General features: G+C 43.3%; 22 protein-coding genes and 1 other RNA gene. 9 read left to right on the forward strand and 14 right to left on the reverse strand.

From position 1 onward, the window contains the following. Positions 1 to 390: 390 nt before the first annotated feature. The 7 genes from fabV to pspF all read right to left on the reverse strand — a co-directional run bounded on the left by fabV (position 391) and on the right by pspF (position 8224). The gene (fabV, locus tag ACVBJC_RS13055) at positions 391 to 1593 is read right to left on the reverse strand and encodes an enoyl-ACP reductase FabV (RefSeq protein WP_447161204.1); all 1203 of its coding nucleotides are present in this window, start codon (positions 1591 to 1593) and stop codon (positions 391 to 393) included. 178 nt (positions 1594 to 1771) lie between these two features. Continuing rightward, positions 1772 to 2557: a peptide ABC transporter ATP-binding protein gene (locus ACVBJC_RS13060; RefSeq protein WP_447161205.1), complete on the reverse strand. Its 786-nt coding sequence runs from the start codon at positions 2555 to 2557 to the stop codon at positions 1772 to 1774. Then, positions 2538 to 3545, reverse strand: coding sequence for a peptide ABC transporter ATP-binding protein (locus ACVBJC_RS13065; RefSeq protein WP_447161206.1), 1008 nt, complete (start codon positions 3543 to 3545; stop codon positions 2538 to 2540). The genes ACVBJC_RS13060 and ACVBJC_RS13065 overlap by 20 nt, the downstream gene beginning before the upstream one ends. 4 nt (positions 3546 to 3549) lie before the next feature. Beyond that, positions 3550 to 4440, reverse strand: coding sequence for an ABC transporter permease subunit (locus ACVBJC_RS13070; RefSeq protein WP_447161207.1), 891 nt, complete (start codon positions 4438 to 4440; stop codon positions 3550 to 3552). Next, positions 4427 to 5458 (reverse strand): ABC transporter permease subunit, encoded by a 1032-nt coding sequence (locus ACVBJC_RS13075; protein ID WP_447161208.1) that lies wholly within the window; start codon positions 5456 to 5458, stop codon positions 4427 to 4429. The genes ACVBJC_RS13070 and ACVBJC_RS13075 overlap by 14 nt, the downstream gene beginning before the upstream one ends. Further along, complete coding sequence (locus ACVBJC_RS13080) at positions 5458 to 7086, reverse strand: ABC transporter substrate-binding protein (protein ID WP_447161209.1); 1629 nt, start codon at positions 7084 to 7086, stop codon at positions 5458 to 5460. The genes ACVBJC_RS13075 and ACVBJC_RS13080 overlap by 1 nt, the downstream gene beginning before the upstream one ends. A 64-nt stretch (positions 7087 to 7150) precedes the next feature. Then, complete coding sequence (pspF, locus tag ACVBJC_RS13085) at positions 7151 to 8224, reverse strand: phage shock protein operon transcriptional activator (protein ID WP_447161210.1); 1074 nt, start codon at positions 8222 to 8224, stop codon at positions 7151 to 7153. Positions 8225 to 8401: 177 nt separating this feature from the next. Here pspF and pspA point away from each other — a divergent pair, with 177 nt between their 5' ends. The 6 genes from pspA (at position 8402) to ACVBJC_RS13115 (ending at position 14034) form a co-directional block, all read left to right on the forward strand. Then, positions 8402 to 9079: a phage shock protein PspA gene (gene pspA / locus ACVBJC_RS13090; RefSeq protein WP_447161211.1), complete on the forward strand. Its 678-nt coding sequence runs from the start codon at positions 8402 to 8404 to the stop codon at positions 9077 to 9079. Positions 9080 to 9100: 21 nt separating this feature from the next. Then, entirely contained in the window at positions 9101 to 9334 is a 234-nt protein-coding gene (pspB, locus tag ACVBJC_RS13095; RefSeq protein WP_447161212.1) for an envelope stress response membrane protein PspB, read from the forward strand. A 65-nt stretch (positions 9335 to 9399) separates the two neighbouring features. Beyond that, positions 9400 to 9792 (forward strand): envelope stress response membrane protein PspC, encoded by a 393-nt coding sequence (pspC, locus tag ACVBJC_RS13100; protein WP_447161213.1) that lies wholly within the window; start codon positions 9400 to 9402, stop codon positions 9790 to 9792. A 105-nt stretch (positions 9793 to 9897) separates the two neighbouring features. Further along, on the forward strand, positions 9898 to 11343 hold the full coding sequence (locus ACVBJC_RS13105; RefSeq protein WP_447161214.1) for a YcjX family protein: 1446 nt from the start codon (positions 9898 to 9900) through the stop codon (positions 11341 to 11343). Between the two features lie 42 nt (positions 11344 to 11385). Further along, positions 11386 to 12501, forward strand: coding sequence for a TIGR01620 family protein (locus tag ACVBJC_RS13110; protein ID WP_447161215.1), 1116 nt, complete (start codon positions 11386 to 11388; stop codon positions 12499 to 12501). A 351-nt stretch (positions 12502 to 12852) separates the two neighbouring features. Beyond that, positions 12853 to 14034, forward strand: coding sequence for a trans-sulfuration enzyme family protein (locus ACVBJC_RS13115; RefSeq protein WP_447161216.1), 1182 nt, complete (start codon positions 12853 to 12855; stop codon positions 14032 to 14034). Between the two features lie 86 nt (positions 14035 to 14120). Here the strand turns inward: ACVBJC_RS13115 and ACVBJC_RS13120 are convergent, their stop codons facing one another. After that, positions 14121 to 15515 carry an SLC13 family permease gene (locus ACVBJC_RS13120; RefSeq protein WP_447161217.1) on the reverse strand — a complete coding sequence of 465 codons (1395 nt, stop codon included), beginning with the start codon at positions 15513 to 15515 and terminating at the stop codon, positions 14121 to 14123. A 387-nt stretch (positions 15516 to 15902) separates the two neighbouring features. Between ACVBJC_RS13120 and ACVBJC_RS13125 the strand changes: the two genes are divergently transcribed. Both ACVBJC_RS13125 and ffs read left to right on the forward strand, forming a co-directional pair. Next, positions 15903 to 16217: a ComEA family DNA-binding protein gene (locus ACVBJC_RS13125; RefSeq protein ID WP_447161218.1), complete on the forward strand. Its 315-nt coding sequence runs from the start codon at positions 15903 to 15905 to the stop codon at positions 16215 to 16217. A 212-nt stretch (positions 16218 to 16429) separates the two neighbouring features. Continuing rightward, positions 16430 to 16526, forward strand: an RNA gene (gene ffs / locus ACVBJC_RS13130) — signal recognition particle sRNA small type. A 652-nt stretch (positions 16527 to 17178) separates the two neighbouring features. Here ffs and ACVBJC_RS13135 read toward each other — a convergent pair. From ACVBJC_RS13135 to dinG, 6 genes are read right to left on the reverse strand one after another with little or no spacing between them, the layout of a single operon-like run. After that, positions 17179 to 17439, reverse strand: a complete 261-nt coding sequence (locus tag ACVBJC_RS13135) for a late competence development ComFB family protein (protein WP_447161219.1) — start codon at positions 17437 to 17439, stop codon at positions 17179 to 17181. Positions 17440 to 17486: 47 nt separating this feature from the next. Then, entirely contained in the window at positions 17487 to 18389 is a 903-nt protein-coding gene (locus ACVBJC_RS13140) for a histone deacetylase family protein (protein WP_447161220.1), read from the reverse strand. 25 nt (positions 18390 to 18414) lie between these two features. After that, entirely contained in the window at positions 18415 to 19116 is a 702-nt protein-coding gene (locus ACVBJC_RS13145; RefSeq protein WP_447161221.1) for a DUF2057 domain-containing protein, read from the reverse strand. A gap of 9 nt (positions 19117 to 19125) precedes the next feature. Next, positions 19126 to 19788 carry a primosomal replication protein gene (locus ACVBJC_RS13150; RefSeq protein ID WP_447161222.1) on the reverse strand — a complete coding sequence of 221 codons (663 nt, stop codon included), beginning with the start codon at positions 19786 to 19788 and terminating at the stop codon, positions 19126 to 19128. Next, the gene (locus ACVBJC_RS13155; RefSeq protein ID WP_447161223.1) at positions 19785 to 20558 is read right to left on the reverse strand and encodes a sulfite exporter TauE/SafE family protein; all 774 of its coding nucleotides are present in this window, start codon (positions 20556 to 20558) and stop codon (positions 19785 to 19787) included. The genes ACVBJC_RS13150 and ACVBJC_RS13155 overlap by 4 nt, the downstream gene beginning before the upstream one ends. 8 nt (positions 20559 to 20566) lie before the next feature. Next, positions 20567 to 22639 (reverse strand): ATP-dependent DNA helicase DinG, encoded by a 2073-nt coding sequence (dinG, locus tag ACVBJC_RS13160; protein WP_447161224.1) that lies wholly within the window; start codon positions 22637 to 22639, stop codon positions 20567 to 20569. A gap of 100 nt (positions 22640 to 22739) precedes the next feature. On the opposite strand from dinG, the gene ACVBJC_RS13165 reads away from it, so the two are divergent. Further along, positions 22740 to 25175 carry a DNA polymerase II gene (locus ACVBJC_RS13165; protein WP_447161225.1) on the forward strand — a complete coding sequence of 812 codons (2436 nt, stop codon included), beginning with the start codon at positions 22740 to 22742 and terminating at the stop codon, positions 25173 to 25175. The last annotated feature ends 144 nt before the right edge of the window (positions 25176 to 25319 follow it).

Consider the following 25319-nt stretch of genomic DNA (forward strand, 5'->3'; position numbering starts at 1 on the left):
CCACGAAGCGCTCCGCTTTCACGGAGATCACGAAGGAGAGCAAAAAAGCAAAGCTATTATCTTATAGTTAATCTTGCTGATGCATTTCTTCGTGTAGCGCAGCGCTCTATGTCCTTCGTGGTGTATCGCATTGATTTTTAATTCAGAAATTTTTACCACGAAGCGGTTAGCTTTCACGAAGATAAAGATTAAAAGCTTACTGCTTTTTCTACTGCCCTCGTTGTTTTTTGGATGAAGCAATATTTAATTTCAACGGTACTCAGAGATAGGCCTGACGACAAAGTCAGTTAGGCAAGCGGTAGGGTGAAGGAGCTTGCGAAGGCGCAATAACAAACGCCGCAATGTACTATTGCGGCGTTTTATTATCGAACCAAACCTAGCGGTTGCTCGTTAAATTGAAACCACATCAAACTCAACATTTGGGTTGACGTCAGCTTCGTAATCGATGCCTTCGATACCGAAACCGAACAGTTTTAAGAACTCTTCTTTGTATTCACGGTAATCGGTCAGCTCGCTTAAGTTTTCAGTGGTCACTAGTGGCCACATGTCACGGCAATGTTGTTGGATCTCTTCACGAAGCTCCCAGTCATCTAAACGAAGACGGTTTGAATCGTCGACATCAGCCGCAGTGCCATCAGCCTTGTATAGGCGTTCGCTGAACATACGGTTAATTTGCTCGATACAGCCTTCGTGTAAGCCTTCTGCGCGCATTTTCTTAAATACCATCGCAATATATAGAGGCATAACAGGGATGGCAGAACTTGCTTGAGTCACAACACTCTTAAGTACTGCAACGTTAGCGCTACCGCCAGTAGCAGAAAGCTTAGTATCTAACGCGTGAGCGGCTCTATCGAGGTCCATCTTAGCTTTACCCAGTGCACCATGCCAGTAGATAGGCCATGTCAGCTCGGTGCCGATGTAGCTGTAAGCAACGGTTTTGCAGTTATCGCTTAACACGCCAGCTTCAGATAAGGCTTGCATCCATAGTTCCCAGTCTTCGCCGCCCATTACTGTGACAGTATCGGCAATTTCTTGCTCAGATGCAGGCTCTACCGTTGCTTCGATGATAATGTCTTTGTTGGTATCAACAGCGGTTGCAGTATAAGTTTCACCGATTGGCTTTAAAGATGAGCGAATTAGCTCACCACTGTCAGGCATTTTTCGAACAGGAGACGCGAGTGAGTAAACGACCATATCAACCTGACCTAGGTCTTGCTTGATAATTTCAATCGCTTTTTGCTTTGCTTCGTGGCTAAAAGCGTCGCAGTTGATGCTTTTAGAGTAAAGGCCTTCTGCCTTAGCAAACTTGTCAAATGCCGCTGAGTTATACCAGCCCGCTGTGCCAGGTTTAGTTTCAGTACTTGGCTTTTCAAAAAACACACCTAACGTGGCGGCATCGCTACCAAAAGCGGCTGTGATGCGTGAAGACAGACCGTATCCACTCGATGAGCCAACGACTAATACTTTTTTAGGGCCGTTAGCAATTTTGCCTTTAGCTTTGGTAAAGTTGATTTGCTCAAGAACATTAGCTTCACAGCCAACAGGATGGGTCGTAGTACAAATAAAACCACGGATTCTAGGTTTGATGATCATATTTTTTGATTCTCTTAAAAAATTGTCTCTAGGATAATTAAACCGACATCAAATGGCACTCGTTTTTGTTGAAAATCGGCTTTTTTATCAGTGGTTGGAGCAGTTTACAGACTGGAAAAGAGGCCTTAGAGGCCTAATCCTACGAGTTTATGCCCAGTCAAAGCGAAACAAACCCTTGTTATTTTTTTCGGGTAAACAAACTTTGCTCTTGGATCAGCCTTTGGGTGTATTCATGTTGAGGTGCATTAAACAATTGTTCTGTAGTTGCTTTCTCAACCATCACCCCTTTTTTAAGTACCATTATTTTATCGCTGACATGGCGGATAATATTCATATTATGGGACACGAATATATAAGACAGCCCCATATCTTGTTGCAGTTCGAGCAATAGGTTTAAGATCTGTGATCTTACTGATAGATCGAGGGCGGTTAAGGCTTCGTCAGCAATGATAATTTTTGGGTCAAGCATTAACGCTCTCGCTACGGCAACGCGCTGTTTTTGTCCTTCAGAGATCATATGTGGATAAAATTCAATATGCTCCGGTAATAGGCCAACCTTTCTAAGCTTATCAATCACCTGGGCCTTGCGTTCACGACTATCCAGTTTAGTATTAAATTTCAGGGGTTCATCCAACAATTCGCCAATGGTCAGCCTTGGGTTAAGTGAGGTATTGGGATCCTGAAAAATCATGCGGATCAGGCGACAACGCTGTTTTAGATCGTGTTTATCTAATGGTTCCCCTTCGAAGAAAATCTCTCCGCCACTTCTAATTTCCGCACCGACCAAAATTCGAGCTATTGTACTCTTGCCCGAACCCGCTTCACCAACAATGGCTAATGTTTCACCCTGGTTTAACTCAAATGATACCGGTGAAAGCGCCTTGTTGTATTGACGCTTAAAACGTTTGTAGCCAGCATAATAACTTTTACTGAGATCATTAACTTTAAGAAGTGGTGTCGTCATTGCATGGCTCACTGTGGTAGGGGAAATGACAAGCAAAATAGCGGCCTTTTTTATGGCACAAACTAGGTTTACTAACACAACGTTTCTGCGCCTGCGGGCAGCGCGGTCCAAGTCGGCAACCTATAGGCAGATGTTGCAATGCTGGCGACGATCCAGGTAAGGTTTTCATCACGGATTTATGGGCCAATACTCCGGAGTAGTCGGGCATATTATCGAGTAACGCTTTAGTATAAGGATGAAATGGTTGCTCGAGGAGTTCGGATGTCGGGCCCGATTCCATCACTTGACCGCAATAGAGTACGGTCAGCTGATCGCACCAGCCCGATAAGGTTTCTAATTCATGGCTGATAAGTAAAATGGATACATTGTGTAGTTGATTAAGTTTACTTAAAAGTCTAAATATCTGCGCTTGAGTGCTGATCTCCATCGAGTCTGTGGGCTCATCTGCAATCAATAGGCGTGGCTGATTGGCAATGGCCATTGCTATCATCACTTTCTGACACTCACCTGCAGAGAGCTCCCAAGCATAACTGCTCATGACCTCTTCAGTGTTTTTAATACCAACCTTATGCAACCATTTTTGCGCCGTTGCTTTACGCGCTTTATTGCGTTTCCAAAATGAAACTTGTTTATCTTGAGGCATGGCTTCAACGAGCTGACTACCCACTGTAATCGCTGGATCTAGGCTACCTGTAGGATCTTGGAATATGACTGCGATTTCACTGCCCATTAAATTGCGGCGCTGCTTGGTAGACATGTCCATTAGGTTTTGGCCATCCCACATCATACGATCAGCAGTAATGGTCCAGTTATGGCCAGGCACCCCTAAAATCGCGCGAGCGAGTAGAGTACGACCTGAGCCTGACTCACCCACAAGGCCGTGTAATTCGCCGGGGTTTATGGTTAAGCTAACGCGCTCCAGAGCCTTGACTCGCCCTTGAGGCGTATCAAGTTCAATGGTGAGGTTACGTATATCAAGTAAAGGCATAGTATTAATTTCTGATGGGCGATAACGCCGATCTCAAACCATCACCGACTAAGTTAATAGCAAGCACGCTACATAAAATAGCAACACCTGGGATGGTTACAGTCCAAGGTGCGGTCAATAAGTTATCTAATCCTTGAGACACCATAGCGCCCCATTCAGGGCTTGGGGCTTGCGCTCCAAGGTTTAAGAATCCCAGTGCTGCAATATCCAAAATCGCAGCTGAAATGGCCAGCGTCGTTTGGATGATCACGGTTTCCCATACGTTTGGCATAATGACATACCAAAAAACCTGTACTGAGTTAGCGCCGTCTAACTTGGCCGCTGTCACGTAATCTTTTTGCAGTTCTTCGTGCACAGCTTGGTGAATTGCCCTTACAAACTGTGGCGTTAGGGCTATACCCACAGCCCAAAATACGTTATCTAATCCTGGCCCCATAACCGCTACAACCAATATTGCCATTAATAAAGATGGAATGGATAACAGCGCGTCGAGAAGGTGGCTTAAAATTGATGATTTTAGCCCCTTCATCATGCCAGAAATTGAGCCAATGATGAAACCGACTAACAAGGACGCCAGTACAATAGCCAGCGCCATGCCAAACGTAAGGTGCGCACCGTGAAGCAAGCGACTAAAGATATCTCGGCCTAAATCATCGGTCCCGAGAAAGTGCTCAACCGTGCCACTCGCATCCCAAGACGGCGGTAAAAGCAGTGCCAATGGATCCTGTTGCTCTGGTGAAAATGGCGCTATCCATGGGCCAAAAATTGCCACTATAAGTAAACAACATACAGCCCAAAGCCCTATTAATGCGAACGGGTTATCAGCAAATGCCTGCCACACCTTTTGCATTGGCGAAGGGATATGGTCTTCTTGATAAATTCTAATTCGCGGCATAAAGTTCTTTCCTGCTTAGCGGATTATAAGCGTTATGAAGTACTTCAATTAAGATGCTTAAAAAAATGATGATAAGTGCAACGCCTAACACGCCACCTTGGATCACTGTGTAATCACGCTGATAAATACCCGATACTAACCAGTTGCCGACTCCGGGCCAGGAGAAGATAACTTCAACAATCATGGCGTAACTTGCAAAAGTCCCCAGCATTAACCCCAAGTTTTTTAGCACGGGAATAAGCGCATTTGGCAGCGCATGGCGTAGCACAATGGTTCCAGTATGTAATCCGCGAGCTTCAGCTGCCTTAATGTAAGGTTGGTCCATAATGTTTAACATGGCGGCGCGGGTAATTCGTACCACCACTGTAAAAGGCAATACGGCTAGGGTTATCGAGGGTAATATAATATGAAACAGGGCATCTTTAAATGCGGAGAAACGGTATACCGAGTCAGAGAAGAGGGTATCGATTAGCATAAATCCGGTCTTTGGCTCGATTTCATATAATAGGTTAATCCGCCCTGATACTGGCAGCCAACCAAGTTCGACACCAAACCAGAGTGATAAGGTGAGGCCTAACCAAAATACCGGAATTGAATAACCGGTTAAGGTGATCGCCATAATACTGTGTTGGGTGATTTTATTCTTACTTAATGAGGCGAATATCCCTAATGGAACGCCCAGTAGTACTGCAATTAGCCCTGCAACCGTTGCTAGCTCAAATGAAGCAGGCAATGCCTGGGTTAATTCTTCAATAACTGGACGTTGAGAGGTGATAGATAAGCCTAAATCGCCACTCAAACGCGTCTTTGCATAGGCAATAAACTGCTCTAGTTGATTGCCGTTTAACTGATAAGTCTCTTCTATTTGCTGTAATTGCTCTGCGCTCGGGGCCGCTATTCCGCTTAAAGCAAATGCCTTATTAACGGGGAAATGTTCAGTCGTCACAAACAACACGCCAACTAATACAAGCGTTGTGGCAAAAAATAGGTTTAATCTGCGTAAAAGATATCGACCCATTATAAGTCTCCCTCAGGCGCTATATTTTTGGCTCGTTCAAATGAAATCCCGCCAAAAGGAGTAAGCTGTGTTTGTTTGACGTTTCTGTTTTTAAAGGTCAACTGGGTAGCGTGGGCAAATGTCATCATAGGCACATGTTCGATAAATAACGCTTCAGCTTGCTGATAAAGTATTTTTCGTTCGGGTTCTGATGTCGTGGCTTTGGCCTTTGCTAAGATGCTATCCATTTCTAAATTACACCATTGGGCACGGTTACTCGACGAGTCGAGAGAGTCACAACTCATAATAGGTGAAAAGAAATTATCAGGATCGCTATTATCAGCATTCCAACCAATTAACACTGAGTCATAGTCGTTACGATTAAGTTTTTGATTAAATACACTCCAATCGTAAGTGACAATATTGACCTTAACACCGATATTGGCCAAGTCGGCCTGGATTAGTTCGGCTGTTTTAAGCGCATTAGGGTTATAAATACGTGCAACGGGCATCGCCCAGATATCAATGCTTAGGTTGGTTATTCCAGCATCCTTTAACAAGGCGCGTGCCTTTTCAGGATTATATTGATAGCGGCTCTTATTGTAATGGTAGGCCCAAGACTGGGGGGGCAGCATTCCCGTCGCTTTTATCGCTGTTTCTTGGTAAACCACCCTTAAGATGTTGTTTTTATCGACGGCGTAGGCCAATGCCTGACGAACACGAACATCATCAAAAGGTTTCTTTTGGGTGTTGAAAGCCCAAAATGCGACATTGAAACCAAGTTGGGTATCAAGCTCAAGGCTAGGGTGGCGCTTAATCACAGGTAGCTCGCCAGCTTTAGGGAGCGCAGATACACTACAATCACCCGTGATGAGCTTGGTTAATCTGGCACTACTTTGTGGGGTAATATTAAAAACAAGCTGTTCCAATTCAGGTAAAGTGCGCCAAAAATCATCATTTCGGTGGTAACGGATAAGCTCATTTTTGACATATTTGACCAACTTAAACGGACCCGTACCGACAGGGTTTCTGTCCAGCAGCTCAGGGGTTCCTTGGTTGATGAGGTTATCGGCGTACTCTTTAGACAAAATAACAGAGAAACCGGTTGCTAAATTGGCAAGAAATGATGCATCACTTTGATTCAGGTGAAAAATCACTTCGTCATCAGCCACTTTTTCTATATTGGCGACAGTTTGATTAAAACCGATACTTTGAAAGAAAGGGTAACCACTTTTTGATACTTGATGGTAAGGGTTGCTGCTATCTATGATGCGATTAAAAGAAAACAGCACATCATCGGCGTTTAATTCGCGAGTCGGTGTAAACCAAGGGGTATGATGAAATTTGACACCTGATCGTAACTTAAAGCGATAGCTTAGCCCATCTTCAGAGGTGTCCCATGAGGTCGCAAGAGAAGGCACTATTTCACCCGAAATCGGGTCATAATCGACTAAACTGTCGTAAATTTGTTGTGAAGTGGCGTCAATTGTCGTTCCTGAGGTCACTAACTGAGGATTAAACGTCTCAGGGTTGCCTTCCGAGCAGTAGACTAAACCCGCGGGAACTTGCTGTGGCCCACAGGCGATGAGTAACAAGTTAATCGCAACGATCCCGGTGATCAACTTTATTCTCTTTAGCAGCTGTTTCATTAAGCAATCATTTTTTAGCTGAACATTGTCAGCCATTTTAACAGTGCCCGCTAGCTAACAGCAATTATTTATCCAGCAAGTTGTATTTCTTTAAGATCCCGCGAAGTTGATGGTAACTAAGGTCGAGCAATTCAGCGGTCTTCTTTTGGTTAAATTGGCCCGCTTCTAACGCGAGTTTAAGAATAGCTACTTCGTTTTGCTCACAGTGTGTTTTGAAGTCGATAGGGAAGTTAACCGTATTGTCGACCTTTGTTATTGGGTTAGCACTTACTTCTGTGCCATTGTTAGTGAAATTAACGTTTTCAGGAGACACACTTTGCTGACGCTCTTTTGTTTTAACGCGCTTTGTTGGTCGATAGGGGGAAGCAAAGGGGTCAATAATGATCTGATCAATGGCGATGTTGGTATCGGCATTGCGATAAACGCTACGTTCAACAACGTTTTTAAGCTCGCGAATATTACCAGGCCACTGATACTCCATAAGCTGCTTAGTTGCATTTGGGCTAAAGCCTTCAAATAGCTCAAGCTTTAACTGTCTTGCCATACCGACCGCAAAATACTCTGCAAGTGGCATAATATCTTCTGTTCTGTGTCTTAAGGGGGGCAAAGTGATCACATCAAAAGCGAGTCTGTCGAGTAGATCTGGTCTAAATTCACCCGCTTCAGCAAGAGAGGGAAGATCTTCGTTGGCGGCACAAATAAGGCGCACATCGGTTTGTACCGTTTTGCTTCCACCGACGCGTTCAAATTCGCCGTATTCAATTACGCGTAATAACTTTTCTTGAATTAGCCCTGAAGTATTGGCAAGCTCATCTAAAAACAAGGTGCCGCCATCGGCGCGTTCAAAACGGCCTTCATGTTTTTTATTCGCTCCGGTAAATGCACCGGAGTCATGGCCAAACAACTCACTTTCGAGTAAGTTTTCACTTAACGATGAGCAGTTGAGCTTGATAAAGCTTTGATCCCAGCGTTTTGATAAATAGTGCAAACGCTCAGCGATAAGCTCTTTACCTGTACCGCGTTCACCAATAATGAGTACCGGCTTAGATAAAGGCGCTACTTGTGAAATATGTTCAAGGACTTCCAGTAAAGCATTGGATTGTCCAATCAGGTTATCTTGCTGAAATTGCTTTCTCACAGTAATTTTTAGTCTTTCACGCTAATAAGTGGTGAAAATAATAATATGACGGTCAGTTTATAAATGAAAGTAAAAGTTAAATAATTGTTTAAGTCGTTGTATTGTTGGGTAAATAGAAAGTTGGCACGGAATGTGGATTATATTTATCGAATCCAACGTTAATTAGAGGAAATTATTATGGGAATCTTTTCACGCTTTGCAGACATCATAAACTCGAATATCAGTTCATTACTTGATAAGGCTGAAGATCCAGAGAAAATGGTTCGTCTTATCATTCAGGAGATGGAAGACACGTTAGTTGAAGTGCGCTCTACCTCTGCCAAAGTATTGGCTGAGAAAAAAGAGATCATTCGCCGCATCGCTAAAGTACAAGAGCAGGTACAAGATTGGGAAAATAAGGCTGAACTTGCTTTATCGAAAGACCGTGAAGATCTTGCGAAAGCGGCTTTAGTTGAAAAACAAAAAGCGAATGACCTAGCGCAAACACTTGCTGCTGAATTAGTGGTTGTTGAAGAGCATATCTTGCGTCTTAAAGAAGAAGTTAACTTGCTACAAGATAAGCTAGCCGATGCTAAAGCACGTCAAAAGACTATCATCATGCGCAAGCAGACAGCTTCATCACGCTTAGAAGTAAAGAAGCAGCTTGATTCAAGTAAAATTGATAATGCCATGAGTAAGTTTGATCAATATGAGCGTCGTGTAGAAAATTTAGAATCTCAAGTTGATTCATACGATTTGGGTAATAAGCGCACGCTGAACGATGAATTCGCTGCGCTAGAAGCTGAAGATTCAGTTAACGCCGAGCTTGAAGCGCTTAAAGCGAAAATGAAGGGCAGTAAAACTAAAACTAAGTAATAACCTAAAAGGAGGTGAGTTATGGACCCGGATATTTTAATGGCCCCGATTATTATTTTTATGGTAGTCGTGGCTCCAATATGGTTAATACTGCATTACCGCAGTAAGAGACAGGTTAGCCAAGGCCTTACTGAAGAAGAGTTTAACCAGCTTAATGAGCTGATTGCCAAAGCTGACAAAATGTCACACCGCATTGAAACGTTAGAAGCAATCTTAGACAGTGAGGCACCACAGTGGAGGAGTCGAAATGATTAAACAACCTCGACTCATTACTGTAGAACTGCGCCACTATTTAATTAAATAACAAGGAGGAAGTCAGGATGAACGATGGTAAACGAACGTTATATCGGATTCCTCAGTCAGGTAAAATAGCGGGTGTGTGTGCCGGTATTGCTGATTACTTCAATTTTGAAACTTGGTTAGTTAGAGTACTTGCCGCTTCAATCTTCTTGTTGGGTGGCTCAGGGATTGTGCTGATCATCTACGTGTTGCTTTGGATGATCTTGGATATTAAACCTGGCACAGGAAAGAACGAGTTTGCAAGCAAAGAGATTGAATTGAAGAAAAAGTTTTGGCAATCAGGAGAGCCAGCTAAAATGGCCCTAAAGGATGTGAATAGCCAGTTTAGAACTTTAGAAGTGAGGCTACAAAATCTAGAACGTCACGTCACTTCTGACAATTACGATCTTAAAGATCAAATCAATAATTTATAGATGAATCATCTGTAGCCAATGATCTATAAGCAATTATCTATAGTTCAATGACGGGGCAGGCTATACTGCCCTAGAACTTTCTCAAAACGAGTTTTACTTCATTTTATGGCAAGTCTTAAACGCTCTCTCAAAAAGCTCACTAAGAATACCCAAGCCGTTGCGCTTAGAACAACCGATAGAAATCTACGCCTAGCGGTTACAGGCTTGGCTGGGGCGGGTAAAACAGCGTTTATTACTGGCCTTGTTAATCAACTGCTGCATTCCGGTATTGCAGAAACAAGCTCACACTTACCCTTATGGCAAGTCGCGCGTGATGGTCGCTTGTATGGCGTAAAACGCGATATGCAACCTGATTTAACTATTCCAAGTTTTAATTATGACGGGGCGATGAAGTCGTTAACGACTGAACCTCGGGTCTGGCCAATATCTACCCGTAGTATCAGCGAGCTCAGACTCGCCATAAAATATCGTCCAGCTAAAGGTTTACTGTCAAAGCTTACCGATAGTGCCACCTTATATTTAGATATTGTCGACTATCCGGGTGAATGGCTACTCGATCTGCCCATGCTAAAACTGTCATTTCAGCAGTGGTCAAATACGCAAGTAGAAAGAAAGGCCGTTTTTCAGTGTTCGACTTATTATGCTGAATTTACTCAATTACTTAATAGCATTGATTTGGCCAGCGAAGCTGATGAACTTAAGCTGCAGCAAATTGCAGACAGTTACCAAAAGCTACTGCAAGACTGCGTGACGAATCATGGATTTTATTATGCTCAGCCGGGGCGATTATTGTTACCGGGTGAGTTAGATGGCACGCCTGTTTTGGCATTGTTTCCGCTGCTTGATATTGATGAGTTAGGCTTTCAAACACTTGAGCAATCGGCCTCTAACAGCTTTTATCACACGCTAAAGCAGCGCTATAAAGAGTATGTCAGTCGGGTCGTTAAACCTTTTTATCATGATTACTTTGCCAAATTTGATAGGCAGCTATTACTTGTCGATTGCTTTACCCCACTAAACCGTGGCCGTGCTCAATTTGATGACATGAAATCAGCAATCCATGCGGTGATGGAAAGCTTTCAATTTGGCCAGTCGAGCTTACTCAAAAGACTTTTCTCGCCAAAAATAGATAAGCTGTTGTTTGCAGCCAGTAAAGTTGACCATGTTACTCGTGATCAGCAAGGCAATGTTTTATCTTTATTGACTCAATTAGTTCATCAAAGTCAGCAACACGCTAAGTTTGAGGGTTGTGAGGTTGAAACCATGGCGATCAGTGCGATTAAATCAACTAGCCATGGCATGGTCAAACAAGATGGACGCGAAATAGAAGTGGTACGTGGCACCGAGCTTAGCGAGCAAGAGCCTGTGACCCTGTTTCCAGGAGAGGTGCCTAAGTCTTTACCCTCTGCTGATTTTTGGGATAATCAGGGCTTTGAGTTTGTCAATTTTGCGCCAGCAGTGAATCAACATCCGCAGCGCAGTAACGCCGATTTTGAGCACATACGTTTAGATCATGTTTTACAGTATTTGCTCGGTGACAAGTTGAAATAATACTAGATCAGTCTTTAGGTAAACGTAGACGAGTGAGTGTGTATGTCACAAGGTGATAATTCCATTAAAAAACAACAACGATTCGACAATAGTGACTCTGATAGCAATGAGACAGATATAAAGCTAGCTGCAGCGACTAGCTTTGATCCACAGCTCGAGTTTATCGAAACCGCTAGCTTCTCAGAGTCAGAGCTTGAAACCCTAGTTGACGAGCGTTTAGCGGCGTTTGATCCGTTAGCGCAAGAAACGACAAAAGATCCGCACTTAACGCGTAAACGCAGTTGGTTGGGGAGGTTGTGCCTAGTCGGTATCGCTGTGGTCGTGGTTGTAGAAGCCGTTCTTAGCCTACAAGCGGCTTTTTTACAGAGTAGTTGGTTATTTGGCCTTTATGCCAGTGTCACCGTTCTTGTGACATTATGGGCTGGTAAGATGACCTTTGTTGAATGGCGAAAGCTAAAAGCCTTAAAGGCTATCGAAGACAGTCAAAGTGTTGGTAACCGTTTAGTGCACAGCATGCAGATGGGAGAGGCCGATCCATTTATTGATGAGATCATTGAGAAACTCCCTAAAACCGTGCAGGTTAGTCGATATCAGCAAAGTGTTACAGCGGAACATAACGACGCTGAAAAACTCATATTGTTCGATTCACTGGTATTGAGTGAGCGTGATTTAGCCGCTAAAAAAATTGTGCGACGTTTTGCTCAAGAATCGGCTTTATTACTGGCTGCGAGTCCTTTAGCGATGTTAGATATGGCGATTATTCTTTGGCGTAACCAGAGCATGATTAATAAGCTTGCAGCTTGTTATGGCGTTGAGCTGGGTTATTGGAGTCGCATAAAACTGATCCGCAGCATTATAGGCAATATTATCTACGCCGGCTCGAGCGAGATTATTACCGACTTAGGCACTCAATTGTTGTCGGTAGAGATGTCAGGTAAATTATCTGCCAGACTCGCTCAAGGGCTAGGTGGCGGACTTCTAACGGCAAGGCTCGGTTACCAAGCAATGGCATTATGTCGTCCGCTTGAGTTTACTGCGCAATCTAAGCCTAAGCTTTCAGGGATCCATAAAGAACTGCTACTCAGTCTAAAAGAGCTATCGGCGAGCGTATTGTCTAAAAGCGTTAAAGCAGAGAAGACAACGGTCCATAAAGACTAGTTTGTTATGTTAAACGATTTGATGATGCTCGCGACTGAGGCTTCGCGCTAACTTATAAGTGCTATTTAGCAAACACTTATAAGTTAGCCACTCACTAAAACATCGTTGATAATCCCACTTGCCTCCTCACATTTTCCGTTGGCTGTAACATTCAATTTACATGCTGCTTAAGTCAAATTCCTCCCAAATAGTATGATCTTTAGCCTGAGTAGTTCATGTTGAGCGCATAAGAGTTAGCCCTGTTGTTTGATTTTTAGATTTAATGGGTTGGTAAATTCATTTGAGCTTGAAGAGAGTTAACTGACATTCACAACGATTAAAAAGTCAGTGTAAATTAGTTGGGAGAGCAATATGCAAGATAGATGGAAACTCGCCACAAAAGTAATCCATGCTGGACGTGAGAGTAACCCCGTCGGTGCGCTGGTGACGCCATTATGCCAAAGTGCTACTTTTGTGTTTGATAGCGCAGAGCAGGGCGGAGCGAGATTTTCGGGAGCTGAACAAGGTTATATTTACACGCGTTTAGGAAACCCGACGACAGCAGAGCTTGAGCGCAAAATTGCTGCACTAGAAGGCAGCGAAGCGGCGGCTGCGACGGCTTCTGGCATGGCGGCGGTATCGGCAGCATTATTGGCAAACTTAAGTCATGGTGATCATTTAGTCGCATCTAATGCAGTTTATGGATGTACTTTTTCGTTAATGACTTCGCTGTTAGTGAGGTTCGGCATTGAAGTATCATTAGTTAATTTCAATGACGAAGCGGAAATTAAGGCCGCAGTAAAGCCTAATACCAAAGTAATTTTTTGCGAGACACCGGTAAATCCACATTTAGATGTGTATAACCTGGATTTGATAGCTGGTATCGCTAAGCAGCACAATTTGGTGAGTGTGGTGGACAACACCTTTATGACGCCTTTATTGCAGCAACCCATCAAGCATGGGATCGATATTGTTATTCACAGCGCCACTAAATACCTCAATGGTCATGGTGATGTTATTGCCGGGCTGATCTGCGCGAGTCATCAGCAGATGGAGGTGATTAAATATGAAATGATCAAAGATGTTGGCGCAGTGCTTTCTCCCCATGATGCATGGCTCATCCTGCGAGGATTAAAAACCTTAGATGTTCGCCTTGAAAGGCATTGTGATAATGCTGAAAAAATCGCTAGTTACCTTGAGTACCACCCGAAAATATCTAAGGTGTACTACCCAGCACTTAAAAGCCATCCTGGTCATAAATTGCTTGGCACGCAGATGCGAAGAGCGGGCGGCGTAATAGCGTTTGAGCTTGATGCCAGCCTTGAGGAATCGATAAGCTTTATTAATCAGTTGCCGTTATTTTCTATTGCGGTCAGTCTTGGCGATGCTGAATCGCTTATCCAGCACCCAGCTTCAATGACACATTCTCCTTATACAGATGAAGAGCGAAGTCGAGCGGGGATCACGGATAATTTGCTGCGGATCTCGGTGGGACTAGAATCGGTAGAAGATATTATTCAGGCACTTGAGGCGGGCTTAGATAAGCTGGGGTAATAACCAATTCGTGTGAGGTTAATACTTGCTGATTTTTACAATGAATAATAAGAGCCCGACCTAAGGTTGGGCTCTTTTGTGTTGGGTTAAATATCCCAGAAAGTATGCGCGATGATATAAAGCACTACCATACTGATAAAGTTGATAATCACACCAGCCTTCATCATTTCAGACTGCTTAATATAACCGGAGCCATAAACGATAGCGTTTGGTGGTGTGGCAACAGGTAGCATAAAGGCACAAGATGCAGCGATACCAATTAATACTGACAGCATAACAGGTGACAGGCCTAAAGCTTCGGCTATGGCAGCAAACACCGGAACCAATAATGCTGCACTGGCCGTATTACTGGCAAATTCAGTTAACATGACCACAAAGGCTATTACTGCAAATGTAAATAGCGCCATGTGGGTATTACCAAAAATATCGGTGATCCAATGGGCTAGAAATACACTTGTGCCCGTTGCTTTAAGTACAGCACTTAAGGTTAAGCCGCCACCGAATAGGATAAGTACGCCCCAATCTGTTGTGGTTTCAATTTTTTTCCATTGGACTAACCCAAGACCTGCCAATAGTACGACCGCACTCAGGGCTACAATTGTATCGAATTTAGCGATGCCGCCTAAGGCTTGTGAAAGAGGTTTACTGAAAATCCAGCAGCACACTGTTGAAATGAAAATAAGTAGGGTTAATTTACCTTGGAAGTTCAATGACTGCTGCTCGGCTTTCACTTCACAGATCATCGAAAGATCGGGCTTTAAGTACAAATAAAGTGCAATCAGCATCATTGGCAGCATAATTGCGACAGTAATAAGACCAAACTCAAGCCAATCGGCAAAAGATAGTCCTACTTGAGCAGCCGCAATCGCATTAGGCGGGCTGCCCACTAAGGTACCTATCCCGCCGATGTTGGCCGAGTAGGCGATACCTAGCAACACAAACAGGTAGGTGCTTTTATGCTTAGCGATATCGATTTGATGCAAAATACCAAGAGCAAGAGGTAACATCATTGCGGTTGTGGCGGTATTACTGATCCACATAGATAGACCCGCGGTGATCCCAAATAGCATCACACAGGCTACTGAAAGGCGACCTTTCGAAGCGCCAAGCACTTTCTGGGCAATCAACCTATCAATACCTTGGTGGTTTAACGCAGCAGCTAGCACAAAACCACCAAAGAATAGATAAATGATAGGGTTCGCAAAGTGACTCATTGCCGATTGTGTTTCGAACACACCAAATAGAACGGCCAAAATTGGAATTAGAATTGCTGTGACACTGATATGAATGGCTTCTGTTAACCACAGAATTGCTGTAAATACCAGTAAGGCTAAACCCGTATTAACGCCTTGTTCGAAGGGAAGGAAGTTATACATCAAAAATAACAGTATGATATCAGCAGCCAAAATGATTAACTTTTTCTGCTGTTTTGACATCATGCCATCGGTATTATCGGGTACTTTTGTTGATTCAAATGACATTGTCATGTCCATTATTATTTTAGGTTGACTCACTCTAGTTCAGCTTTAGCTAAGTTCAAAATCTGGCATGGCGTTAAAAACTTACAGATTTGGCATATAAAAAGCGTGCGAGCTCTCCCGAAAATAGTGCATTTGAGATTACTGTCACTTAAAGTTGTTCTGTTAATTCGACATTTATTCATCAAACAGGCATTTTTTGTATGTGCAATACAAGTTACTGAAAGTTAGCCATTATACCTTTAGTGTGATCGTGATCTCTTTCGTGTTGGCGTTGGTGTGATGGTGCGCGCTGACTGGCTAAATTCGCGACAGTGATCTATCTTTTAGTTGTGGCGATGGAAAAAGGATTGCGGCCACACATTTATGGATAAATAAAAGGAGTTTTCTATGTATAAAGTCATTTTGTCTATTTTATGCCTATCGAGTTTATTAATATTTCCTGCAGTATCGGCAACGAAAGTTGCAGAAGCACCCACGTCACAGCAAGCAAAACAATCTAAAGCTAAATCCGAGTTGATTAAAATTAATAGCGCAACAATTGCTCAGCTATCCGCATTAAGTGGTATCGGTGAGGCTAAAGCCGCTGCAATTGTTGAGTATCGTCAACAGCATGGAAATTTTAATTCAATTGAACAACTCACCGAAGTGAAAGGGATTGGTGAAAAGCTAATCGAGAAAAACCGCAGCAAACTTAGTTTATAGCTACCTACAGTTAAACTGATAACCAACCCCTTACGCGATAAGCTCTAGTTTATAGTGTGAAAAAGCCCTTATTTAAGGGCTTTTGTTTATAGAATCGTCGATTAAACCCAAATTGGGTAAACTTGGGTGATAATCACTTGATTGCTGGTGATGCATGATAGATAATGCAGCCGTTCTTTGGAGTAACGCTCTTAAAGAAATCGATGGTGACCCTAGGGTCCCTCCGCAATGATAACTTGTGAACTCGGCCAGGCCTGGAAGGGAGCAACCGCAGCAAGTGACTCATGTGCCGGAGTGCGGCTCTAGGGGAGCCTCCAAAACTCCCCGCTTTTTGTAACACCTAAGAAATAACTATTTGTTTTCATACTTTTTTTAGTGCTAATCCAACTAACGTTATCAGTTCTATTGCGCCTTTTTTATATTAGACTCCCTACTTGTACAATTCGTGTGTACCACCTCATGTAAAAAATCGGATTAGCTTGTCCTGACCCTGTATCTGGATTAGGCTCTGAATGTTCTAGCTGCTGGATATTGACTCCACAAGACGCCATGAACTCATCCCTGAGGGCTTAACAACAGCATCCATGCTGCAGAGTCTTGCTCGTTCAATATCTAGCTGCTCCTTATTGAGCTGTAATAGCCTGCCTTTTATAAAACGTCATGAACGATAATGAGGCTTACTAAAGCCAATGGGTAATTTGTTGATACTGGCTGGTCACTTACGATGGTGTCATCTAACGGTGGTTTGATGAGCCTAATGATTCTTAGGGCTTGGCTTTGGTTGCTTTAGTGTTTATGTTCACAGGTTAAAGGAATAGGGCTAAAGCTAAAGGTTTGTCTTTGTGTTGTATTTGAGGGGGCTGGGGGGAAACTCGCTGAGGCCTTATTATTAAAAGACCTCAGATAATTTTGTGATATTTTGATACGTGCGAATAGTCGTGACTTAAACTCTGCGAAGCGACTACTGCTTATTAGACTCTTTTAAAAACACCCGCGACTTTTCTAGCGCTTGCTGTATTTCAGCCTTCATCTGTTGTAGTTCGTTGTAATCTTCAAAAAAGTAGGTATCGACTAAGTGTCTGATATAACGTACTGGAAGTTGATTGAGTGTAATACAGCAGAGATCGGCGAGATAATCTTCGGGGAGTTCATCCAATAGACCTTCATCTGACAATAGTTCGAGCAATAAGACTTCATAGTAGTTTCTTATTTCTAATTGCATATAACACCCCTTGTGTTAAACAGATTTGAATCTTGATAACCCTGACATTACCACATTGTATTAGCGGCAATAAATAGCTGACTATGACGAAGGTTAAGCTGTTGTGGTTCTTTACTGTAGCCGCCACCGATGACACAAGCAATGGGAATTTGTGCTGTTTTAGCTTGAGCAATAACTTCTTTGTCTCGCGCGTAAATGCCATCGATGCTGATATTTAAATGGCCGAGATTGTCATCACTATGTATATCAACGCCAGCGTCGTAAATAATGAGATCGGGTTTATGTAGCCGTATAAGGTAAGCAAGTGTTTGGTTGACGGTTTCTAGGTATTGCTTATCTTGCGCGCCGCGGGGGAGCTCTACGTCATAGTCGGACGATTGTTTGCGTGCTGGAAAATTCTCTTGGCAGTGAATAGAGCAAGTGATTATCTGGCTTGATGATTGAGCCATAGTGGCTGTGCCATCACCCTGGTGCACATCACAGTCAAAAATAAGCACGGTCTCAATATTGTCCAGCTGTAAGCTAGCATTAGCAGCTAAAGTCAGATCATTAAAAATACAGTATCCACTACCAAATTGCTGGTGGGCATGATGGTAACCTCCACTTAGATGTATTGCGCAGCCGTGCTCTATTGCGAGCTTACAAGTAAGTGCGGTTCCTGCAACGGAGTAGAGGGTGCGTTCAACTAAAGAATTGCTCCACGGAAAGCCGATGCGACGCATCAGTTTGCTGTCTAGTTCACCTGAAATAAAGTCTTTAACATAGCTTTGATGGTGTAATTGCGTGAGATATTTGAAATCGGCTTTTGTTGGTGAGTTAAATTGCGCTGGTGCTGCAATTCCCTGATTGAGTAGGTACTCGTATAAAGCGCCGTATTTGGTAATAGGAAATTGATGCTGTGATGGCAACGCCAGCTTAGAGTAGCTGGCGTGATATACCAATGGGATCATACTCAATGTAGGATCAAAACCAAGGTTAAAGCTGTTTAATGGCCCAGCTCATGAACTCTTTACGTGTTTGTTCATCAGCATGTAGCCACCAGTATTGTAGCATTTGCTCTGCTTTGGCGGCGTCTTCTGCTGAAGTCGCTGGTGCAGCGCCTACAACTGCTGGCATTGTTGCCGTGGCAGCTGGAGATGGTTTGCTAACTGGGGCGCTAGGTGTTGATGCGACGGCTACCGCGGCACTCGTTACTATCGCCGCTTCAGCGTCTATGTCTGTGGCGTCGTTACCACTAAAAAATCGGGACACGAATGATTCTTCGGTGATGTCGGTTTGAGTGACTTTGTAACTCACATTGCCTTTGTCTTCACGAGTAATAATGACTTGTGGCGCTTTCGCAAAGCTTTTTGGGTTTTTAACAAACTCACCATCGGCTGGTTTTAATTGGTAGCTGTAATCACCATCCACATCAATCGTGACGATAAATGCATTTGATTTAATATTAGATTCACTGTCGCTAAAATCATCTTCAACTAAGTCGTTATAGCGAATAGCGATTTTGTGAGTGCCTTTATCAAGTTCAATCTCTGACTTATGATTAAATAGGCTACTCTTTATCTCTTGTCCATCAACTGCGATGTATTCAAAAGCCATTGGGATGTTGAAGTCAGCGGCAAAAGCTGCTGAAGAACCACAGAGAGCAAGAAGTGCGGTAATGGTTAGACGTGGTTTCATTTTTGTTCCTTAACGATTTTGACTCTTAAAAGGTCGCTCGAATAATTGGATGCGATCTTCGATATAACTCGTAGCTTGTCGACATTTTCCTAGCCGACTGTGCAGCGAAAGGATCTCATTCTGCAGCTTGATTTTGTCAGCACTATGACAGTTTTCAAGTGAAGATTGCAAATTTTCAATTTTTTGTTCAATAATCTTAGCCCAGTTCAAATGTTTGTTAAGTTCTTCATAGAGTTGATGGCTATTTTGCATCACATTTGAGGCTATCCAGCTAAAGCCACTTTGATTGTGGGACTGAATTCCTCGCTTAATGGCATAAGCTCTTCGGCTGCGTTTTTGCTGTTCAATTGACTTAACATTAATACCGGTTGTTAATAGCGCACGTCTGAGTGCACTAAATCTATCTTGAATTTTCTCGCAGCTAGAGACAATCGTTTGAGGCGAGCGCTTCGCTTTTAATAGCTGTTCAAGTTGGGCAATGCTTTTTGAAAGTTGATCGATACAGGGCTGGAGTTGGCCACCCGCTTGAATAAATAGTTCGTTATTAAAACGTTCAATATCTTGCATCATTTTACGCTGCCCTGGTGGCAGGCGAGAATCATGCTGTAATACCTCTTGCTCCAACTGTTTTAGCTGTAACTTGAGTTTTTTGATGAGCTCATCTGTGGTCATAACCAAGCACTCCAAACTAACTGCGCCGCTATTAAGAGTATAACGGTGATAAAAACAGGGCGGATAAACGGCAGGCCAAATTTAATGGCTGAGTGCGCGCCGATATATGAGCCTACCATCATACACAGCCCCATAGATAAACCTATGACCAAGTGAACCTTGCCTAACATAATAAAAATAATCAGTGAGGTGAGGTTACTGGTAAAGGTCATGGCTCTGGCGAGTCCACAGCTATAGAGTAGAGGCAATTTGTGCAGACCAGTGCTTGATACTGTCCAAAAAGCGCCAATACCAGGACCTGCAAAACCATCGTAAAAGCCTAATGGCAAGCCTTGTAGCCATTGTTTTAGTTTACTCTTAGCTTTAGTCGGGATCTTGTGGTTGTTATCGCCCATGGCATTAGGCTGAAATAGGGTATAAAGCGCGATAGCGATAATCATGATAGGCAGCCATTTTTCAAGCCATTGATTATCTATTAAATAGACGATAAAGGTACCGATTACTGCGCCTATAAAGGTGGCAATAAAAGTGTGATACCACAATGATGGTGAAAATAGGCGTTGCTTATAGTAGGTGTAAGCTGCCATTGAGGAGCCAAAACTCGCGGCTAGCTTATTGGTACCTAGTGCCATATGGGGTGACACGCCCATGGTTAGCAATGCCGGGATCGACAACAGTCCGCCGCCGCCTGAAACAGCGTCGATAAACCCGGCAATAAAACCGACTAATGCGAGTATGGCCCAACTACTTGGGTCGAGAAATAAATCCAATGGTTGTCCTATTCAATTACACGGCGAAAAGGTGGCAGGGCGTCGAGCAGAGATTTTCCGTAGCGTTTAGTCACTAAACGTCTGTCTAAGATTGAAATCCGGCCATAATCCTGTTCTTTACGTAACAATCTACCACAGCTTTGCACCAGTTTGCGTGAAGCATCTGGGATCGTAAGCTGCAGAAATGGGTTACCACCCTTAATCTTGATGTATTCTGAGTGTGCTTGCTCTACGGGAGAGGTCGGCACGGCAAAAGGAAGCTTGGTAATAATAAGGTTAGTTAAATAGTCGCCTGGCAGATCGAGACCCTCAGAAAAGCTGCCTGTGCCAAATATAATGCTTGGTTTGCCTTCATCACATCGGGCCTTATGCTGCTTCAGAATTTCTTGTCTTGGCAGGGTTCCTTGGATCAGTAGTCCTGTTTTAATTTTACTTTCGACTAAGTCGGCGACTTTTTCCATCTGCCAATAAGAGGCGAACAAGACTAAGCTTGCCATCTCGTCTTCGACCAATGCGATGATATGCTTGGCTAACTCATCGGTATACTTGTCATCCGTTGGATCGCAGTCCATTCTAGGTAAAAATAGGGTCGCGTTTTGCTCAAAATCAAAAGGCGAGTCTAAAGCTAAATAGCGACTGCCGTCATTAATCGATAGCCCGACTTGATGAGTAAAGTGATTGAAGTTGTTTAACGCGCGCAATGTGGCACTACAAAGTACGACACCAGCGGCCTTATTCCATAACAGGTTTTCTAGCATAAATCCGACCTCTATTGGCGAGGCGCTAAAGAGGTAATCGGCTTGCTTACCCGTTAGTTGCTCAATCCAACGTGCCATAGGTGCACCTTTCGGGCTGTCTTCTTTGGCCATCATCTTCCACAGCTTTTGTGAACTCTCAAGCCGTTGCAGCATAAAGCCTGTTTCAGATAGTAATGCTTCTGATTGATGCTTGGGGATCTCGCCATCTTTTATTGCTTCGTTTAGCAGGCTAAGCATTTTATTAAATTGCTTTAGTGCCAAATTGGATGCCGTTGCTAGATTTTCAGCTTGAACCGATAATGCAGAAGGCAATTTACCGTGTTCGAACCGGAAGCGATTTTCTGGGTTATCAAATTTTGCTGATTGCGCGTCACAAAACTGCGCCACTTGATTAAGTAGACCCGCAATATCACCGATATGGTCGAGCATCGACTGCGCGGGCGCGATAATATAGTTGCTTTTAATCTGGTTTTGCAGTTTGCTGGTGGTCTTGCTCAGTTTATCAAGCCAGTCAGTTGCGCCGCGCACGGTCGACTGTGCGCTACTAAAGTCTCTGGCGACAATAGGTAGGTGGTGCGCTTCATCGATGATGTAATATAGATCTTCGGGATCAGGCAAAATTACGCCACCACCGAGCTCTAGATCAGCAAATAGCAAGCTATGGTTAGCAATCAGCACATCCCACGTATCGATATCTTCACGTGCCTTATGAAAAGGACAGTTTCTATGGTTAGCAAGTTGGCGATGACAGCTATGTTTATCGCATGCTATCTGTTGCCATAGGTGATCTGGTAGTGGCTTAGTTAACGTATCGCGTTCACCATTCCAAGTGCCTGCTTGATAGTCTTTTAATAAACCTTCTAACATGTCGACTTGGCTTTGGTCTGGCTTGGTTTGCCACATTGCCATTTGGGTGCTGTTATCTGGGCCAACTAACATTTCTAACTTAGATAAACATACATAGCGTTGACGGCCTTTGACTAAACCAAAAGTAAAGTCGAGCCCTGATTGTTGCAGAAAAAAAGGCAGGTCTTTATGCAGCAGCTGCTCTTGCAGTGCGACTGTCGCCGTTGCAATACAGACCTTTTTCTTACTGGCCAATGCCAGTGGAATTGAGCCCAGAATATAAGCCAGTGATTTACCAATACCCGTGCCAGCTTCTACCACGATAATACGGCGGTTCTTGTCATATTCTCCAGCAAGCGTTTTTGATATTTCCGCAACAATATAGTTTTGCTCCCGACGAGGACGAAAGTTAGGCAAGGATGCAGAAATGCCCTTATATATAGTACGAATTTGAGTTTTAACGTCTGCGGATAACATGAATGCACTGAGCTAATAAATAGTGCTGTACATAATAACAGTGATTACTTAGCCTAAGAAGCGTTTAGTGATTAATAGTGTATTTAATTGAGTATAAAGTATGAATTCAAGGTTGAGCATGCAGCAAGTGATTAAAGGTAGAGTATTGACTCGCCATGCCATCCACCGGCAGGGCAGCCTTATTTTACAGTATTTTATTCAAACCCAAACGGGCCCTATAACAGTTGAAATCCCTCATCAGGAGCATGTTTGCTTTATACATTCGACTGATGCATCTCGCTTATTACACTGCGCTGGTCTCAGAGGGATCCGCCGTCGTGAACTCTCACTTAAGAGCTTTCAAAATATCCCCGTATCAGGACTTTATTGTAGCGATGCTAGGCAGTTACGCACGTTAGTGAGAGCTGCAAAAGATCTCGATATTGAGCTGTTTGAAGCCGATGTTAAAGCTGAACATCGATTTTTAATTGAACGCTTTATTGCATTAGATGCAGAGTTTCAGGGACAGTTCCAAGAGCATTTTATAGACAAACAACAAGTTGCAGCTGAGGACTTAGATCCGGTTAAACATCAACCACTGTTTATTGCAAGCCGCGCGCGTAAGACTGAATCAAGCATAAGCCTCAAAGCAATTTCTTTAGATTTTGAGTGCAGCTTTAGCGGCGAACTCTACTCAGTTGGTCTGTATGGGCAAACGGTCGAGGGTATCGTCTACCAAAAGGTCATTATGGTCGGACAGAGCCAAGCTTGTGAGCAAGATTATATTGAATGGGCACAAACTGAAGCCGATTTAATACATCGCTTAATTGCCTGGTTTAATGAATATGATCCCGACATTATTATTGGTTGGTCAGTGGTCACTTTTGATTTGGCCTTGCTTTATCGCCGAGCGAAACACCATAACATCACCCTTAATATTGGCCGTGATAACCACACTCTTAGTTGGAAGGTCGAAGATAAGTTTAGACCCGAAACCTTGTCGCTTCCTGGCCGTGTCGTATTAGATGGTATTGATTGGCTTAAGGCCGCTTTTTATCAATTTGATCGCTATTCATTGGAGTTTGTAGCGCAGCAACTGCTGGATGAAGGTAAAGCGATTCATAATGTTGATAATCGTATTGATGAAATCAACGATCTATTTTTAAATGATAAGCCCGCGTTGGCGCATTATAACCTAACCGATAGCCGCTTAGTTTGGGATATTTTTCAGAAGACCCAGTTATTTGATTTTGTCATTGAGCGCGCCAAACTTACAGGTTTAGAGCTTGGCCGTGTTGGTGCATCTGTCGCGGCATTTAACAATCTATACCTTCCTCATTTGCATAGATCGGGCTTTGTTGCGCCGAGTAAACCTGTTAGTGATGGCATAGAAAGCCCTGGTGGTTATGTGATGGACTCGGTACCGGGTCTGTACCGCCATATTTTAGTGCTCGATTTTAAAAGCTTATACCCTTCAATTATTCGCACCTTCCTTATAGATCCTAAAGGCTTGGTTGAGGGGCTAAATCTTGCAAGTCATCAACAGCAAGACAAAGCCGTTCAAGGCTTCTTAGGCGCATGGTTTAGCCGTGAGCAGCCCATTTTACCTAGGTTAATCGAGCACCTTTCATCGGCACGAGAAGACGCAAAGTTACATAATAATGCCCCCTTGTCACAAGCGATAAAGATCATCATGAATTCTTTATATGGTGTGCTCGGTTCGCGCGGCTGTGTTTTTCACGACGCAAGGCTTGCGAGTTCAATTACCATGCGTGGTCATGAAATCATGAAACAAACGCGGCTCTGGATCGAAGCTGAAGGCTATGAGGTCATTTACGGTGATACTGATTCTACCTTTGTTTGGCTGGGAAATGACTTTGAACTGGCACAAGTCCAACAAACCGGCAAATCGCTAGCAGAAAAAGTGAATCAATTATGGAGCAGCAAGCTTAACAGTGATTTTGAGCTAGAGAGTTTTCTAGAGTTGGAGTTTGAAACTCATTTTGAACAGTTTTTTATGCCCACACTAAGGGGCTCCATAGAGGGCTCAAAAAAACGTTATGTTGGCACTAAGCGCAACAGCTTAGGTGATTCCGAGTTGATATTTAAAGGAATGGAACAGGTCCGTAGTGATTGGTCGCCGTTGGCAAGGCGAGTTCAATATGAACTCTATGAGAGACTATTTCAGCAACAAGCTGTCGAGTCTTACCTCAGAGACACTGCAGAGAAGTTGAATCGTGGTGAACTCGATAATGAGCTCATTTTTACAAAACAGCTTAGACGAGATCTAAGCGAGTACACCGCCAAGTCTGCTCCCCATTTAAAAGCAGCACGTAAACTATGTGAAACAACAGGGGATCCTCAGTACGGTAAGCGTGGGGCCAGAATTGAATATGTGATGACATTAAATGGGGCTGAACCAGTGTCACATACATCCGCATTAATTGATTATAATTACTACCTTTCTCGGCAACTAGAGCCTATTGCTGAACCAATACTTTCAATTATGAAAACCAGTTTCACTGAGGTTACCACAAATCAAATGTCGTTAATTTAGTTTGCACTGCATTAATGGGCTGCTAAAAAAATGTTAACAAATGGTTCTTTCCTTCGTCGTTTCTGTGTTTGCTAGTTAATTAAGTGCAAAATCTAGCGAATAGTGTGATGTTCGTCTTTGAGTGGTTGCAGATCTTTTGATAAT

The organism is Shewanella sp. 0m-6 (genome assembly GCF_052977325.1).

Bases quoted from the DNA above. Each gene is read 5' to 3' on its own strand.
- ACVBJC_RS13125 (WP_447161218.1), top strand. From the start codon at position 15,903: ATGTATAAAGTCATTTTGTCTATTTTATGCCTATCGAGTTTATTAATA.
- ACVBJC_RS13150 (WP_447161222.1), bottom strand. From the start codon at position 19,788: ATGACCACAGATGAGCTCATCAAAAAACTCAAGTTACAGCTAAAACAG.
- pspB (WP_447161212.1), top strand. From the start codon at position 9,101: ATGGACCCGGATATTTTAATGGCCCCGATTATTATTTTTATGGTAGTC.
- ACVBJC_RS13165 (WP_447161225.1), top strand. From the start codon at position 22,740: ATGAATTCAAGGTTGAGCATGCAGCAAGTGATTAAAGGTAGAGTATTG.
- ACVBJC_RS13140 (WP_447161220.1), bottom strand. From the start codon at position 18,389: ATGATCCCATTGGTATATCACGCCAGCTACTCTAAGCTGGCGTTGCCA.
- ACVBJC_RS13110 (WP_447161215.1), top strand. From the start codon at position 11,386: ATGTCACAAGGTGATAATTCCATTAAAAAACAACAACGATTCGACAAT.
- ACVBJC_RS13105 (WP_447161214.1), top strand. From the start codon at position 9,898: ATGGCAAGTCTTAAACGCTCTCTCAAAAAGCTCACTAAGAATACCCAA.
- ACVBJC_RS13135 (WP_447161219.1), bottom strand. From the start codon at position 17,439: ATGCAATTAGAAATAAGAAACTACTATGAAGTCTTATTGCTCGAACTA.
- ACVBJC_RS13115 (WP_447161216.1), top strand. From the start codon at position 12,853: ATGCAAGATAGATGGAAACTCGCCACAAAAGTAATCCATGCTGGACGT.
- ACVBJC_RS13120 (WP_447161217.1), bottom strand. From the start codon at position 15,515: ATGTCATTTGAATCAACAAAAGTACCCGATAATACCGATGGCATGATG.
- dinG (WP_447161224.1), bottom strand. From the start codon at position 22,639: ATGTTATCCGCAGACGTTAAAACTCAAATTCGTACTATATATAAGGGC.
- ACVBJC_RS13145 (WP_447161221.1), bottom strand. From the start codon at position 19,116: ATGAAACCACGTCTAACCATTACCGCACTTCTTGCTCTCTGTGGTTCT.
- ACVBJC_RS13080 (WP_447161209.1), bottom strand. From the start codon at position 7,086: ATGAAACAGCTGCTAAAGAGAATAAAGTTGATCACCGGGATCGTTGCG.
- pspC (WP_447161213.1), top strand. From the start codon at position 9,400: ATGAACGATGGTAAACGAACGTTATATCGGATTCCTCAGTCAGGTAAA.
- ACVBJC_RS13075 (WP_447161208.1), bottom strand. From the start codon at position 5,458: ATGGGTCGATATCTTTTACGCAGATTAAACCTATTTTTTGCCACAACG.
- fabV (WP_447161204.1), bottom strand. From the start codon at position 1,593: ATGATCATCAAACCTAGAATCCGTGGTTTTATTTGTACTACGACCCAT.
- ACVBJC_RS13060 (WP_447161205.1), bottom strand. From the start codon at position 2,557: ATGACGACACCACTTCTTAAAGTTAATGATCTCAGTAAAAGTTATTAT.
- ACVBJC_RS13065 (WP_447161206.1), bottom strand. From the start codon at position 3,545: ATGCCTTTACTTGATATACGTAACCTCACCATTGAACTTGATACGCCT.
- ACVBJC_RS13070 (WP_447161207.1), bottom strand. From the start codon at position 4,440: ATGCCGCGAATTAGAATTTATCAAGAAGACCATATCCCTTCGCCAATG.
- pspA (WP_447161211.1), top strand. From the start codon at position 8,402: ATGGGAATCTTTTCACGCTTTGCAGACATCATAAACTCGAATATCAGT.